Genomic DNA, 14,164 nt, shown 5'->3' with positions numbered 1-14,164 from the left:
GGGGGACGTGAAGCGTGTGATGCTTCACGTCCTCTGTTGTTTTAATGACGTTAAAGACTGTTCTGCATGGGTTTGAGACGTGTAGGATAGATCACAGTTGCGAATACAGAATGCAGTGTTCGCATATCGAACTTATCTCTGATCGTTTGACCGCGATATCGTTTCACCGCAATGGAGCCAGAATGCAGTTTCACCACAACGGCTATGTGACCGGAGACCCCCTCATCAAGGAAGCCGCTGGAGTCGGCATCAACCGTAGTGAAGACCTTCCGGAGGTCATGGACGTACTGATCGTGGGTGAAGGCCCCGCCGGCATGACCACCGCGGCGCAGCTTTCGGTCTTCCCGCAGCTCGATGTGCGCCTCATCGAACGCCGCGAACATGAGTTGCAGGTCGGCCAGGCGGACGGCATCCAGGCTCGCTCCGTCGAAACGTTCCAGGCCTTCGGTTTCGCAAACCGCGTGATCGACGAGGCCTTCCACCTCCGCGAAATGGCGTTCTGGAAGCCGGACCCAGAAAACCCGAAGAACATCGTCCGCGCCGCACTCGCCCCCGATGACCCGCACGGTGTCTCCGAGTTCCCGCACCTGATCATCAACCAGGCGCGCATCATGCAGTACTTCGGCGAGTTCATGCGCAACCAGCCATCCCGCATGAAGCCGAACTACGGCATCGAATACCTCTCTCACGAACGCGACGATTCTCAGGAATACCCGCTGCTTGTCAACCTGCGGTACACGTTCGGCGAGAAGGCCGGCGAAGAGTTCTCGGTCCGCACCAAGTACCTCGTTGGCGCCGACGGTGCACGCTCGCAGATCCGCCGCGACATCGGCGCAACCCGCGTAGGCCAGCAGGCCGCACACGCGTGGGGAGTCGTGGACTCCATCGTCGAAACCGACTTCCCGGACTGGCGCACCAAGTGCGCCATCCAGTCCCACGACGGCGGCTCGATCCTCCACATTCCACGCGAAGGTGGCGCGATGTCGCGCATGTACGTCGACCTCGGTGAGACCGCCCCAGACGATGACGGCAAGGTCCGCCAGACCCCGCTCGATGAGATCGTTCGCCACGCGAACGAAATCCTCCACCCGTACACGGTCGAGGTTAAGAACGTTGCATGGTGGTCCGTCTACGAGGTCGGCCACCGCGTGACCGACCGCTTCGACGACGTCCCAGTCGAGGAAGCCGGCAAGAAGATGCCGCGCGTCTTCATCCTCGGCGACGCCTGCCACACCCACTCCGCTAAGGCCGGCCAGGGCATGAACGTGTCGATGCAGGACGCATTCAACCTCGGTTGGAAGCTCGCACACGCACTGCTCGGTACCGCGCCGCAGGAGATCCTGTCGACCTACACGGGTGAGCGCCAGGTCATCGCCCAGAACCTCATCGACTTCGACATGGAATGGTCCTCGATGATGGCGCGCAAGCCGGAGGAATTCGAGAACCCGAGCGACCTCGAGGACTTCTACGTCCGCACCGCCGAGTTCCCTGCGGGCTTCATGACCGAATACGAGGCATCCATGGTGTGCGGCGACACCAAGCACCAGGCGCTCGCCGAGGGCTTCACGGTTGGTAAGCGCTTCAAGTCGGCGTGGGCTACCCGCCGCTGTGACGGTGTGCGCACCCACCTTGGCCACCTCGCTGAGGCCGATGGCCGCTGGCGCATGTACGTGTTCGCTGACGGCGCGCACCCAACCGAGCACTCGGCGGTGGATGATTTCGCTGCATGGCTTAAGGACGACGAAGCCTCGCCACTGGTTGGCGGCGAGCTCGGCGGCCGCCCACGCCACGAGTGGTTTGACGTCAAGGTCATCTACCAGCAGTCGCACGAGGAGTTCGAGGTCTTCGACGCGCCTGAGGTGTTCCGCCCACGCTACGGCAAGTACAACATCATGCAGTGGGAGAACGTGTTCGCCGCGGCTCTCGGCAACGCCGACCGTGAGCGTCAGGAGATGAACCCTGTCGCGCTCAGCCGTGACATTTTCGATGAGCGCGGTCTGTCGCGTGACGGCGTGGTTGTTGTTGTGCGCCCTGACCAGTATGTTGCGCAGGTCCTTCCGTTGGATGCCACTGATGAGCTCAGCGAGTTCTTCAAGGGCGTCCTCTCGGATTCCTAAACCATCCACAAGAACTAAACATCCGTAAGAACTAGGTGTCTTTGTGACGGTTGAAACTGAGGGCCGTGCGGGGGCGTCTGCGGCGGGTTCGCAGACGCTTTCGCGCGGCCTGAGTTTGCTGGAGGCCATCGCGGAGCATGAGCAGGGTCTCACGATTCCGCAGTTGTGCAATCGGGTTGGTTTGCACCGCTCGATTGTGTACCGCCTGTTGCGTACGTTGGAGGAGCACAACATGGTGGTGCGTGGGTCCGATGGTCTTGTGACGTTGGGCCCTAGCTTGTTGGTTTTGGCGCGTTCGGTGAGCCGCGATGTTCAGGCTGCTGCGTTGCCGGAGTTGACGAGGTTGTCGCAGGATCTGCAGATGACGGCGTTCATTGCTGTTTTGACGCAGGATCAGGTCGTGACGTTGGTTTCGGTTGAGCCGAAGGTCGATGGCGCCACGTTGGTTCAGCGGCCGGGGTCTGCTCACCCGTTGGACGCGGGCGCGCCGGGTGCTGCTATTCGTGCCCAGTTGGGGCCGGCGGAGTTGGCGGCGCGCGGTGTCGCTACCCCGGAGTTGTTCGGGGATGCCGCGCGCCCGTATGCGAAGAGCCGTTCGCAGGTTTTGGATGGCGTGAGTTCAGTCGCGGTTCCGTTGCGGCTTCCGGGGTACGCGGCGGCGTCGCTTGCGGTGGTGTTTGTGGGAGGTGAGAACGATGCGGGGGTTGCTGCTACTTTGCATCGTTCGGCTTCGCTGATTGAGGCTGACTTGCTGTAGGTCGGTAGGCTGTGAGCATGTCGAACGTGGACTCCGAGGGTTTTGATGTGATGGGCGAGAATTCAGACGCCGTAGCTGGTCAGGTTGATCAGAGTCAGGTTGATCAGCCGCGGATTGAGCGCGCTGTCCGTGAGATTTTGTTGGCGGTCGGTGAGGATCCGGACCGGGATGGTTTGGTGGATACGCCGGCGCGTGTGGCGCGTGCGTATGCCGAGGTTTTCTCGGGCCTGCATATGGATCCGGCTGAGTTGTTGTCCACGACGTTCGATATCGATCATTCGGAGATGGTCTTGGTGAAGAACATCCCGTTTTATTCGACGTGTGAGCACCATTTGGTTCCGTTCCATGGCCGCGCCCACATCGGCTATATTCCGGGGGTTTCGGGCAAGGTTACGGGGTTGTCGAAGCTTGCTCGGTTGGTTGATTTGTTTGCTCGGCGCCCGCAGGTTCAGGAGCGTTTGACGACTCAGATTGTCGAGGCGTTGGAGGAGCATTTGCAGCCGTGCGGCGCGATTGTGGTGATTGAGGCTGAGCATTTGTGCATGTCGATGCGGGGCGTGCGGAAGCCTGGGTCGACGACGACGACGTCGGCTGTGCGTGGTCAGTTGCGTGAGCCTGCTACGCGTGCTGAGGCGATGGGCTTGATTATGGGGCATGGCCGTTAGCTTTTTGTGTGGCGGGTAGGCTAGGGGTAGGCGGCTTTGTGCCGCGTGTTCGTTGCGAATCGTCTGGAAGGTCGGTTGATGTTCAACCTCGCTGCAACCCCTGGCACTGGTCCTAACACGTCTGCTTTGCCTGTGATCCGTGCGAAGTCTCGTGAGGATGCTTGGGCTGATTTGCCGCATGATCGTTGCTTGGTGATGGGCATTTTGAATGTCACTGAGGATTCGTTTTCGGATGGTGGCCGTTTCCTGAATGTTGATGCGGCGATTGCGCATGGTGTTGAGATGATGCGTGCGGGCGCGGACATTATCGATGTGGGTGGTGAGTCGACGCGTCCGGGCGCTGATTTTGTGGATCCTGAGGTTGAGGTTTCCCGTGTGGTGCCTGTTGTGAAGGGTCTTGTTGCGGCGGGTGCTGTGGTTTCGGTTGATACGACGCATGCGTCGACTGCGCGTGCGGCGTGGGAGGCTGGCGCGCACCTGATTAATGATGTTTCGGGGCAGACGTTTGAGCCGGAGATGGCGCAGGTTGTTGCTGAGCTGGGTGCTCGGGTTGTGTTGACGCATCGTCGTGGTGATCAGAAGACGATGGTGGATCACGCTGAGTATGGCGATGTGGTGGCTGAGGTGGTCTCGGAGCTGGTGGAGGTCCGGGATCAGTTTGTTGCCGCGGGTGTGGCTCGGGAGAACATTATTTTGGATCCGGGCGTGGGTTTCGCGAAGAACGCGGAGCATAATTGGGCTGTTTTGAATGCGACGGATCGTTTTGTGGCTTTGGGTCATGACGTTTTGATTGGTACGTCGCGTAAGCGTTTCTTGGGTCGTTTGTTGGAGGAGCGTAAGCGTCCGCATGAGGTTGCGGATCGCGATGCTGCTACGCATGCGACGAGTGCTTTGGCTGCGGCGTCGGATGCGTGGGCTGTGCGTGTTCACGATGTTGCTGGTACGCGTGATGCTGTCGAAGTTGCGCGTGCGTGGGTGAACCCTGCTGAGGCGGTTGAGGCGTGAGGCCTTTCCAGTGGGATGGTCATGACGTCATCACGATCAGCGGGATTTCCGCGACGGGTTTTCATGGCGTTTTCGACCATGAGCGGCGTGAGGGCCAGACGTTCGTTGTCGATGTGAAGGTTGCGACGTCGTTCCGGGTTTCTGCCGCGTCTGATGATGTTTCGGACACGTTGGATTATGGGTTGATGTCGCAGGCCGTTGTTGAGGAGATTCAGGGCGGCCCGTACAACTTGATTGAGAAGTTGGCGTCTGTGATTGTTGACCGTTTGATGCGGGATTTCGCTCCGCTTGCGGTGCAGGTTACGGTACATAAGCCGGAGGCGCCTATCCCGGTGCCGTTTGGTGATGTGGCCGTGACGATGAGCCGTAGCCGTTCATAACGTTGGATGCTTCATAGGGTTGGAGGCTGTTGTGTCGCAGGGGTCTGATTCGCAGGGTTCTGAGCTCAATGCATCGGCGCCGGGCGGAGTGGAGCACGGCCCGCTTCCGGAGGTTTTGACGCAAGAGCCGGGGTACCCGGTGACCGCGGTGATCGCGTTGGGCGCTAATTTGGGTGACGTTGTTGAGACGTTGGCGTTGGCGCGCGCGGAGATCGCGGCGTTGGATGGCGTCACGGTCACGGGCGAGTCGCCGATGGTCGTGACGGATCCGGTGGGCGGCCCGGAGGGTCAGCCTGAGTACTTGAACCAGGTGGTTGAGGTTTCGACGACGTTGTCGCCTGCCGCTTTGCTGGAGCGGTTGCAGCGTATTGAGTTGGAGCATGGCCGTACTCGTGAGGTGCGGTGGGGTGCCCGGACGTTGGATCTGGATGTCATCACGTTTGGTTCTGTGGTGAGTGATCATCCGTTGTTGACTTTGCCGCATCCGCGCGCGTTGGAGCGTGGTTTTGTGGTGGTCCCGTGGACGTGGATGGATCCGGGCGCGTTTGTGGGCTCGGAGTCTGTGTTCCGTGTTGCGCGTGAGCTCGAGCCTCTGGGTGGGGTGCGCCCGTATATGGATCCGGCGCATCGCCTGCCGGATTCCCGTGACGCCGCCGGCGCCGACACTGACGCCGCCGCTGATACCGCGGACGCTGAAGCCGCCACCAGCGGCACTGGATCTTCTGACGATGACGGGGCTTCCGCATCGTGATTAAGTTGCGTGTTCTGCCGCTGCTGATTGGCTGGTTTGTGTTCGCGGCTGCGGGGTTGCTGATTTCGACTCTGCTGGCTGTTGCGGGCGCGAAAGTGTGGGCGGTGGGGTGGACGTCGTCGGCGGCGTTGCTTGCGGTGGCTGTTGTCGCGTTCGTGTTGGGTTTGTGGGTGTATTTGTCGCGGACGCGGCGCACTGATCGGCGGATCGACCCGTTGGCGGCGGTGCGCGTTGTGGTTTTTGCGCAGGCTTCCGCGTTGGTGGGGCTGGCTGTTTCGGGTTTCCATGCGGGCGTTGTGGTGGATGTGGCGTTGCATGGCGCTGTAGGCTCGCCGGTTTTCTGGCGTTCCGTGTTCGCGGTGGCGGCTGGCGTGATTGTGGCCGTGGTGGGGCTCGTGGTGCAGCGGCTGTGCACTGTTAATTCGGATGACGACGACGATTCCGGCCCAACGGAAGGAGCTCCAGATGCAGCATGACGATGCGGTGCACGCTGGCGAGGAACCGCAGGCTGACGATACGGTGAAGGCGCAGCCGCAGCCGGGCGGGTCGGTGCAGCCTAGCGAAACTCAGCAAGAACCTGCGCAGCCGCAACCGTGGGTTGCGGATCATGAGTGGATTCCGGTGGATCCGCGGTTGGCGAAGGTTCACCATCTTGCGAATTTCTTCTCGACTGTGGCGTGGGCGGCCGGGGGTTGTGTCCCGTGGCTGTTGAAGCATTTCGATGTGTGGGCTACCCCAACTTGGCTTGTATGGGCTGGGTGGATCCTGGTTGCGTACTCGCTGGTGAGCGGGGTTGTTGAGGCTTTTCTGATTGGGCCACGCGTGCGCAGCATGGGCTGGATGCTGCGGGAGAACGATTTCACGTATCGGGTGGGGATCATTCTCCGCCGGGTTGTGGTGGTTCCGTATGGCCGGCTTCAGTACGTTGACCTGACGTCGGGGCCGCTGATGCGTCGGTATGGCTTGTGTGAGGTGTCGTTTAAGACGGCCGCGGCGGAGAGCTCGCCCGACATCCCTGGTTTGACTCAAGCGGATGGCGAGCGTTTGCGTGATGAGCTCGCGGCCCGGGGTGAGCAGAAGCTCGCCGGGATTTAGGGGGCGTTGTGGCTAACGTTCCTGAAGAAGTTGAGTGGAAGCGGGTCCACAAGGCTACGCCGTTGGTGCGCGGTTGGGTCATTGTCGCGCTGGTGGCGTTCAATTTTGTGCGCAGCTGGGTTGAGTCGTTTGTGAGTGGCGGCCCGTCCGGCGGCGAAGGCGAGGATAAGGGCGAAGGCAAGGGCCAGGGTTCTTCGGGGTCGTTTGATTTTGCCTCTGAAGACCTGTGGATCCTGGGGGCGTCGCTTGCCGTTGCGGTTGGCATGGTCGTGTATTCGTGGTTCATGTGGCGGGCCATGGGGTACCGGATCACGGAGAACCGGGTCGAGGTGCGGCAGGGCGTCTTCATGAAGAACGTGCGTCACGCCCGCATCGACCGGATCCAGAGCGTTGACATCAACCGGCCTATTTTGGCGCGTATCTTCGGCCTTGCTGAGCTCGAGATCCATGTCGCCGATGCGCAAGAAGCCGCCGCGAAACTCCAGTACGTGACGTACCGGCAGGCGCAGCAACTGCGTGAGGACATTTTGCGGGCCGCGCGCGGTGAACAGACTCCGGCGGCCGCGGCGCAAACTGAAATGACGGCTCAGGCTGAGGCGCCGGCTCACGCACCAGCGGATCCGCGCATCGGGCATTCAACCGACCCGCACGTCGACGTTCCGCAAGCGCAGGCCGAACGCCCCCTCGTTAAGGTGCGGATGGGCCGGCTTGTGGCGGCCGCGTTGATGCGTCACGTGGGTTTCGGTGCCGCTGTGGTCCTCGCGTATGTGGTGACCGCGCTCATTGCGTCCTCGTTCACGCGGCCTCTCGTGTTTTTCGGGCCGATGTTCCTCGCGTGGGGCGGCCTCGTGTTCTCGATGGTCAACACGAATGGTGGCTTCGTTGTGAGCGCCGGCCGGGATGGCCTGGTTCTGAAGCGTGGCTACACCGAATCCACCAGTACCACCGTCCCGCCGGAGCGCGTGCACGCGTTGGGGCTTGAGCAGCCGCTGCTGTGGAAGCTGACCGGCTGGTGGCGGGTTATCGCGAATGTGCCGTCCGATGGGATCACTGAGGCGAAGAGCAATGTCCTGTTGCCGGTGGGTACCTTCCAGGAGGCGCTCGCCGTGGTCGCGGCGTTGATCCCGAATCCGGGGACGGACCGGACACGGCCGCTCGTGGTGGCCGCGGTGGATCAGCCGAGCTCCGAACCAGAATTCGTTGCGAGCCCGCGGAAGGCGCGGTGGCTTTCACCGATCGCGGGGGTGCGGCAGGCGTTCGCGGTCACGCAGACGATGCTGATCATCACGTCGGGGCGTCTGGTGAAGAGGGTCGCGTTTGTTCCGCATCAGCGCACGCAGGGTGTCGCGTTGAAGCAGGGGCCGCTCGCGAGGTCGGCTGGCGTTGCCACGATCACGATCGGTACGGCCGCGGGGCCGGTGGACACCGAGATCTACGATGTGGCGGAACAGACCGCGGAAGCGTTCATCCTGCAGCAGACGGAGCGGGCCGCCGCCCTCGCGGGCTGGGCGGACAAGAACCACTGGGGTGAGGCGTCGTAGGTTTGCCCTAGATCTCCATGAGATCCTGACCAACGACCACCGGGCCGTCGTAGCCTAGTTGAGCATCTGCAAGCCATACCTCATCAGGTACGGCAGGGCTACTAGGGACAAAGTGTGACAACACTAGTTTCTTGACGCCAGCACGCGCCGCAACTTCTCCAACGTCGGTTGACGCGGTGTGGGAAGCGATGAGGTGATCGCGCAACGTTTCGCCATTACTCCTTGCAACCAACGGCTCAATGCTTGGCACGTGCATCACCTCGTGGACGAGCACGTCTGCACCTTGAGCCAGCTCTACGAGCGAATCGCACGGGGTCGTATCGCCTGAGATGACGTAGCTCTTGTCTTCGCAATCGATCCGGTATGCCAACGCGTCGATTGGTGGGTGATTGACCCAGGTTGCGCTGATCCTGACGCGATCGTCTTCATATACAACGCCCGGATCTGTGATGTCGCTAGCTGAAACCAAAGCGGCGAAATCTGGGCGGCCTTCGTCAACGATACGAATGCTTGTGTCACGCTCGGCGTACTTGAGGAAGGAATCCCACATGCTTGACCATGGCGCCGGGCCGAACGTTTCCACAGGCCTCGTTAGGTTGGCGCACCAGGCCAAGTGAAGCAGCGTGCCAGCATCGGCATTATGGTCCGAGTGGTGGTGAGTGATGCCAACGGAACGAATCGAGTTGAAAGCGATATCGGCGAACGCCAGCTGACGGGCAATCCCGTTACCCGCGTCGATAATGTAAGTCGCATCGCCTACGACGATCGCGTTGGAATTTGCGTTACGTTCACGCTTCGGGGTGGGGCCGCCTCCCGTTCCGAGGAGGACAAGTTTGCTGTTCGTATTCGTAGACATTCTCATTACTTTCAATCGATGCGCATAAGTGTGGTTACTGAACTATGTGATGGCCGGACGTGGTGCCTACCGGACTCGGTGTTTACCGGACTCTGTACTTACCGGACGTGGCGTAGGAAGTTGATGGTTCGCTCAGACTGCGGATTGTCGAAAACTTCCGCGGATGTTCCGGATTCGATGATGACGCCCTGATCCATGACCGCGACTTGGTCTGCAACATCCCGGGCGAATGCCATTTCGTGCGTCACAACGATCATGGTCATGCCGTCTTCCGCGAGGCTTTTCATGACCTTGAGAACTTCCCCAACCAGTTCGGGGTCTAGAGCGCTGGTCGGTTCGTCGAATAGCATGACGCGGGGCTTCATCGCTAGCGCGCGAGCAATGGCGACACGCTGCTTTTGTCCGCCCGAAAGCGCGGCCGGGTAGGCGTCGGCTTTATGGGCTAGACCAACTTGTTCGAGTAGTTCGTACGCGGTGCGCTTTGCTTCGCTGCGGTTAGCTCTGCCGAGCAAGTTCGGTGCGAGCGTGATGTTTTGTAGCACGGAATAGTGCGGGAAGAGATTGAAATGTTGGAAGACCATGCCAATCTCTTGGCGTTGCCGATCGATGTCACGCCGTTTCCTCAGGTGCATCTCTCCGGCTTTTTCTTCGTATGCCAGTGTCTCTCCGTCCATCACGATACGTCCGGCGTCGATGGCTTCAAGGTGGTTGATGCAACGCAAGAGCGTCGACTTACCGGAACCTGACGGACCCAGGAGGCAGGTCACCTGACCGTGGTGAATGTCGAGGTCGATTCCCTTCAATACATGGAGGGAATGGAAGAACTTGTGTACTCCTTGGATCGAGAGCAAAGGAGCCTTTGTGTCAGTGTGCGTCTGAGCTTGTACGGACATGATGACTTAGCCTTTCCTCTGGCCACGTGCCAGACGCCGTTCGAGGATCGTTTGGCCGATCGTAGCGATACCGGTGACTGCGAAGTACCACAGGAAAGCCACGAAAAGCAGCTCGAGTGTGCGCAGGTTAATGGCGGCGATGTTCTGGGCTTCTGTAAGTAGGTCGCCACCTGCGATGACCGAAACGAGTGAGGTCATCTTGATCATGGTGATGAACTGGCTACCTGTGGGCGGGATGATGACGCGCAAAGCCTGAGGCAGAATGACGCGGGTCATGGTTCGGAACGGTCCGAGGCCTAGCGCATCGGCAGCCTCACGCTGACCTTCGTCGACGGAGGAGATGCCGGATCGAATAATTTCAGCCATGTAGGCGGCCTCGTTCACCGACAGGGCGATGACTGAAGCCACGAATGGGGTGATGAGGTCGTTAGTATCCCAGCTGAACCAAACTTCCTTCGTGATGGGGTTGAGGATGTCGATTCCAGACCAGAACAGGGAGATGTTGCCTACGAACAGGATCAGAAGCAACAGTGGGATGCTTCGGACGATTGCGACATAAGCAAACCCAATCGCGCGGAGAACGGGATTCTCCGACAAACGCATCAGGGCGAATACGAAACCACCCACCACGCCGATGGCCATAGAGATGAGAGCCAAAACGATCGTGTTTTTGAGGCCGCTCATGATGTTGTCGTGCGTGAGGTAACGGCCGATGGTGTCATGGTCGAGGGCTTGATTTGACCACAAACCATATGCGACGAAAATCGTGGCGATCACGACGAGAATGCCGGAGATAATCCGCCAAGGGTGACGCTGTTTAGCTACAGGGTCAGGCAGCTGACCGATGAGATTCTGTTTCACAGTTGAGGTTGGCATTATGGCTTCCCCTTCGTGTCATCAGCGTCTGATCCGAGGCTGAGATCTTTCAGGTCCCACTTCTCGAGGAGCTGGTCAATGGTGCCGTCTGCTTGCATGACGTCCAGGGCAGATTGGATTGATTCCTTGAGATCGGTTCGGTCTTTAGCTGTGATGATCCCGATCGGTTGCAGCTGATAGGTGGCTTCGCCGCCCATTTCGAATGTGTCGCGGGTTGCCTCGCTTTCTGCGATGTATCGCATCACGGGGGTGTTCCCGAGGAAAGCTGCGGTGCGGCCTGCTTGAACCGAAAGCCGTGCGTCGCTCGGTGCGGCGAACTGCTTGATGTCGATGGCCGGCTTGCCGTTTTCGATGCACTTTTCGTTTTCTTCTTGTGCCAGCTCAAGTTGGACACCACCGCGGACGATGGCAACAGACAGCCCGCATAGGTCCGCAGCTGACTTGATCTTGTGTGGATTTCCTCGCTTCACAAGTGGTGAAGTGGCCTGGTTCATGTAGTTAGAGAAGTCGACGGCCCGGGCACGTTCTTCGGTGTCCCCGATCAAGTCGATGCCAGCATCGACTTGGCGTGACTGTACTGCCGGGATGAGGCCAGCGAAAGGGTATTGCTTCCACTTGATCTCAACATCGAGACGTCGACCAATTTCTTCGGCGATATCGATGTTGATGCCTTTATAGGTGTCCCCATCTGAGAAGTTCAGAGGCGGAGAAGCGAGCTGGGAACCGAAAACCAGATGCCCTCGTTTTTTGATTTCTTCAGGCAAAGGGACGATTTCTTGGTGTACCTGACGGGAGGCATCGGATTCCCGCTGCGATTGTCCGCCTTCACGCAGAACGACACAGCCGCTCAGCGCAACGACTGTTATCGCCGCAGTACATAGAGCAATGAAGCGTTGAATGCGACGTCTCATCTATAACCCCTGCGTTTCTAGAAGCCTTGCATTGGCCTGACGTTTCGCACAGCGAAAAACCTTTTCGCTGTGGATAGAGTATGAGTGAGATGTAAGTCACACGTCAAGGTATATTTCGATCACTATCAAAGTGAGGATTGCTTGTGGCACAGGAATCAGATCAGCACGTACAGTCTTTTAGCCGTGGACTCAAGGTCATCAAGGCATTTACAGGTAGTCCGCTCACTCTCTCAGAAGTAGCCGCTAGGGCAGAGCTATCCCCGGCAGCTACACGCAGGTATCTCGCCACGCTCGTGGAGTTGGGGTACCTGGCTCAAGAAGGATCTGTTTTCCGTGTGAGGTCAAAACTGCTCGAACTGTCCAAGCCGTATTTAGAAGCAAGTGACCCGGTAAGAAAAGCGGCCCCAATTCTGCGCCGACTGTCTGCTGAGGTACGTGAAACCACGACCCTGACTCAGTACTCCCATGGCAGAGTCATTAATCTTCATGCGTGCCACGCAGACCAGGAACTTTCTATCCGTGTGAATGTCGGATCTTATTTGCCTGTGTACTGCACCGCGATGGGGCGTGCCATGCTCGGGATGCTTGACGATGCGGAAGTTGAGAGCGTCCTAGAGAGCATCGACCGACCAAAGCTGACTCCCCACACTAAAACTGAAGTTAGCTCGATCATGGAAGAAGTGCGCAAGGCGCGGGCACAGGGGTATTGCTTAGCCGAAGAAGAGCACACTTTGGGTATCCGAACACTGTCCGTCCCAGTGGATCTGCTTCAGGGTTCGTTGGTTGCCTTGAGCGTGCCGACACCCACGGCGCGGGAGTCCCGTACCGACTATGTTGACCGGGTTTTGCCACAATTATTGAAGGCAGCAGAGAAGATGGCAGATAAGGACTGAAGCTATGTGGGCAAGCAGCCATGCGCCGCGGCTGGGCATCGGGATTATTGGCGCGGGGCGCGTGGGTCCTGTTGTTGCGGCGGCGTGGAGGTCCGCGGGGCATCAGATCGTTGGGATTTCGGTTACGGATGAGCGTTCTGCGGACCGCGCCGAGGCGATCCTGCCCGGTGTTCCGCACATGACTACCGCCGACGTCCTGGAACGCAGCGAGGCCGTCGTGTTCGCGCTGGATGCCGCGACCATCCAGCAGGAGGTCGCGTTCGCCGCTGCCGCGCATCGTTTCCAGGTGGGCCAGCTGGTGATCCACACATCGCCGGCGCTAGGCATCGACGTGCTGACCCCGGCCGCGGAAGCCGGCGCGGTTCCGCTCGCGATCCACCCTCTACTCCGATTCACCGGCACAAGCATGGACGTCACCGCGCTCAACGGTGCGCGTGCCGCGGTCTCTGCGCCGAAGCTCATGGTTCCGGTCGCGTTGGCGCTCGCCGTCGAGTTGGGGTGTGAACCATTTGTGCTCGATGAGGACGACCGCGATCTGTATGCGGCGGCTGTCGCTGTGGCTACAGAGCCGGTGTCTGCGTCGGTTGCATACGCGTGGGATGCGTTGAGCTCGGTGGGTGTTGAGGACCCGAGCGCGGCGTTGGGGCCGTTGCTGCGTTCCTCGGTTGATGCGGCGATCGCTAGTGGCTCTGGTGCCGGCGCTGGTTTTGCGCGGGGTCTGACGCCGGAAGCGGTTGAGTCTGCCCGTCGGGGTTGGTCTGGCCCAGATGCGCCGGTGGGCGCGCATGGCTTCTATGTTGCGATGGCGACGGCGGCCATCACCAGGCTGTAGGCCGGGGTGAAATCACGGACGAGCACGCGGCGGCAGTGCTCGATGCGCTACACCGGGGATAGTTTGACGAGGATAGATTCGAGCGAAAAAGCGATGCTTTTCTCGCGCAATCAAACAGTTTTCCGGCAATTTTTAGTGACGCTAGCCACAAAAATTAGGTGAATTTTGGGTGAACCGGCACACCTTCGCGATGAAAAACCGCGAAATCATGCGGTTTCTGGGGGCATTTTCCTGTCCATCAGGGGTTTCCCGCCGATTTGCACGATGTTCGGAACTGCCGTAATGTTTTCTCTTGTCGCCGCGAACGGCTCCGACCGAAAGAGGTCGTGAGAGCACTGAGGCGACCAACCCACTGAAACTCAACCAAGAAATTGGTCGGTATTCAGTGCGCCCTTCGGAGCGGACTGCAGGTCACTGCAGCGAGCTGGTTGGGTGTCTGTTGTTTGAGAACTCAATAGTGTGCCAAGTTTGTTTGTTGATACCAAATATTTTTTTGTTTGGTGGTTGCCTGCATGCCTTTGATCCCTGTCAGGGTGTGTGGGTTTCTGCTTGGATTAGATGTTGACTGCACGTGGGGGCGTTTTCCCGTCTT

General features: G+C 59.5%; 15 protein-coding genes. 11 read left to right on the top strand and 4 right to left on the bottom strand.

What is annotated here, in order from left to right; genetic code table 11:
- The first annotated feature begins 182 nt into the window (after nucleotides 1-182).
- The 9 genes from CAY35_RS04160 to CAY35_RS04120 are packed head-to-tail and all read left to right on the top strand — an operon-like array spanning nucleotide 183 to nucleotide 8,311.
- Nucleotides 183-2,117 carry an FAD-dependent monooxygenase gene (locus tag CAY35_RS04160; RefSeq protein ID WP_109303448.1) on the top strand — a complete coding sequence of 645 codons (1,935 nt, stop codon included), beginning with the start codon at nucleotides 183-185 and terminating at the stop codon, nucleotides 2,115-2,117.
- Nucleotides 2,118-2,160: 43 nt separating this feature from the next.
- On the top strand, nucleotides 2,161-2,874 hold the full coding sequence (locus CAY35_RS04155) for an IclR family transcriptional regulator (RefSeq protein WP_109303447.1): 714 nt from the start codon (nucleotides 2,161-2,163) through the stop codon (nucleotides 2,872-2,874).
- Nucleotides 2,875-2,924: 50 nt separating this feature from the next.
- Complete coding sequence (gene folE, locus CAY35_RS04150; protein ID WP_109303557.1) at nucleotides 2,925-3,539, top strand: GTP cyclohydrolase I FolE; 615 nt, start codon at nucleotides 2,925-2,927, stop codon at nucleotides 3,537-3,539.
- A 45-nt stretch (nucleotides 3,540-3,584) separates the two neighbouring features.
- A complete protein-coding gene (gene folP / locus CAY35_RS04145; RefSeq protein ID WP_309136524.1) occupies nucleotides 3,585-4,544 on the top strand; it encodes a dihydropteroate synthase in 960 nt (319 codons plus the stop codon).
- A complete protein-coding gene (folB, locus tag CAY35_RS04140) occupies nucleotides 4,541-4,924 on the top strand; it encodes a dihydroneopterin aldolase (RefSeq protein ID WP_101630825.1) in 384 nt (127 codons plus the stop codon). Before folP ends, folB begins: the two co-directional genes overlap by 4 nt.
- A gap of 31 nt (nucleotides 4,925-4,955) precedes the next feature.
- Entirely contained in the window at nucleotides 4,956-5,675 is a 720-nt protein-coding gene (folK, locus tag CAY35_RS04135) for a 2-amino-4-hydroxy-6-hydroxymethyldihydropteridine diphosphokinase (RefSeq protein WP_258265618.1), read from the top strand.
- Nucleotides 5,672-6,151 carry a DUF3180 family protein gene (locus tag CAY35_RS04130; RefSeq protein WP_181377478.1) on the top strand — a complete coding sequence of 160 codons (480 nt, stop codon included), beginning with the start codon at nucleotides 5,672-5,674 and terminating at the stop codon, nucleotides 6,149-6,151. The genes folK and CAY35_RS04130 overlap by 4 nt, the downstream gene beginning before the upstream one ends.
- Nucleotides 6,141-6,770 (top strand): PH domain-containing protein, encoded by a 630-nt coding sequence (locus CAY35_RS04125; RefSeq protein ID WP_181377477.1) that lies wholly within the window; start codon nucleotides 6,141-6,143, stop codon nucleotides 6,768-6,770. Before CAY35_RS04130 ends, CAY35_RS04125 begins: the two co-directional genes overlap by 11 nt.
- A gap of 8 nt (nucleotides 6,771-6,778) precedes the next feature.
- A complete protein-coding gene (locus tag CAY35_RS04120) occupies nucleotides 6,779-8,311 on the top strand; it encodes a PH domain-containing protein (protein ID WP_109303443.1) in 1,533 nt (510 codons plus the stop codon).
- A 7-nt stretch (nucleotides 8,312-8,318) separates the two neighbouring features.
- On the opposite strand, the gene CAY35_RS04115 is transcribed toward CAY35_RS04120, so the two are convergent.
- The 4 genes from CAY35_RS04115 to CAY35_RS04100 all read right to left on the bottom strand — a co-directional run bounded on the left by CAY35_RS04115 (nucleotide 8,319) and on the right by CAY35_RS04100 (nucleotide 11,847).
- Entirely contained in the window at nucleotides 8,319-9,167 is an 849-nt protein-coding gene (locus CAY35_RS04115) for an MBL fold metallo-hydrolase (protein ID WP_109303442.1), read from the bottom strand.
- Between the two features lie 98 nt (nucleotides 9,168-9,265).
- Nucleotides 9,266-10,060, bottom strand: a complete 795-nt coding sequence (locus CAY35_RS04110; RefSeq protein WP_109303441.1) for an amino acid ABC transporter ATP-binding protein — start codon at nucleotides 10,058-10,060, stop codon at nucleotides 9,266-9,268.
- 6 nt (nucleotides 10,061-10,066) lie between these two features.
- A complete protein-coding gene (locus CAY35_RS04105; protein WP_109303440.1) occupies nucleotides 10,067-10,936 on the bottom strand; it encodes an amino acid ABC transporter permease in 870 nt (289 codons plus the stop codon).
- Nucleotides 10,936-11,847, bottom strand: a complete 912-nt coding sequence (locus CAY35_RS04100) for an ABC transporter substrate-binding protein (RefSeq protein WP_109303439.1) — start codon at nucleotides 11,845-11,847, stop codon at nucleotides 10,936-10,938. Before CAY35_RS04100 ends, CAY35_RS04105 begins: the two co-directional genes overlap by 1 nt.
- 143 nt (nucleotides 11,848-11,990) lie before the next feature.
- On the opposite strand from CAY35_RS04100, the gene CAY35_RS04095 reads away from it, so the two are divergent.
- Nucleotides 11,991-12,740: an IclR family transcriptional regulator gene (locus tag CAY35_RS04095; RefSeq protein ID WP_181377476.1), complete on the top strand. Its 750-nt coding sequence runs from the start codon at nucleotides 11,991-11,993 to the stop codon at nucleotides 12,738-12,740.
- Nucleotides 12,741-12,744: 4 nt separating this feature from the next.
- Entirely contained in the window at nucleotides 12,745-13,572 is an 828-nt protein-coding gene (locus CAY35_RS04090) for a DUF2520 domain-containing protein (protein WP_109303437.1), read from the top strand.
- Nucleotides 13,573-14,164: the final 592 nt, after the last annotated feature.

Source organism: Pseudoglutamicibacter cumminsii (assembly GCF_003143995.1).
GTDB classification, from domain to species: domain Bacteria; phylum Actinomycetota; class Actinomycetes; order Actinomycetales; family Micrococcaceae; genus Pseudoglutamicibacter; species Pseudoglutamicibacter cumminsii_B.
Note: the sequence above shows the minus strand (reverse complement) of the source record. Positions and strands in the feature narration are given on the sequence as shown.

Bases quoted from the DNA above. Each gene is read 5' to 3' on its own strand.
- folE (WP_109303557.1), top strand. From the start codon at position 2,925: ATGGGCGAGAATTCAGACGCCGTAGCTGGTCAGGTTGATCAGAGTCAG.
- CAY35_RS04110 (WP_109303441.1), bottom strand. From the start codon at position 10,060: ATGTCCGTACAAGCTCAGACGCACACTGACACAAAGGCTCCTTTGCTC.
- CAY35_RS04100 (WP_109303439.1), bottom strand. From the start codon at position 11,847: ATGAGACGTCGCATTCAACGCTTCATTGCTCTATGTACTGCGGCGATA.
- CAY35_RS04125 (WP_181377477.1), top strand. From the start codon at position 6,141: ATGCAGCATGACGATGCGGTGCACGCTGGCGAGGAACCGCAGGCTGAC.
- CAY35_RS04115 (WP_109303442.1), bottom strand. From the start codon at position 9,167: ATGTCTACGAATACGAACAGCAAACTTGTCCTCCTCGGAACGGGAGGC.
- CAY35_RS04160 (WP_109303448.1), top strand. From the start codon at position 183: ATGCAGTTTCACCACAACGGCTATGTGACCGGAGACCCCCTCATCAAG.
- CAY35_RS04105 (WP_109303440.1), bottom strand. From the start codon at position 10,936: ATGCCAACCTCAACTGTGAAACAGAATCTCATCGGTCAGCTGCCTGAC.
- CAY35_RS04090 (WP_109303437.1), top strand. From the start codon at position 12,745: ATGTGGGCAAGCAGCCATGCGCCGCGGCTGGGCATCGGGATTATTGGC.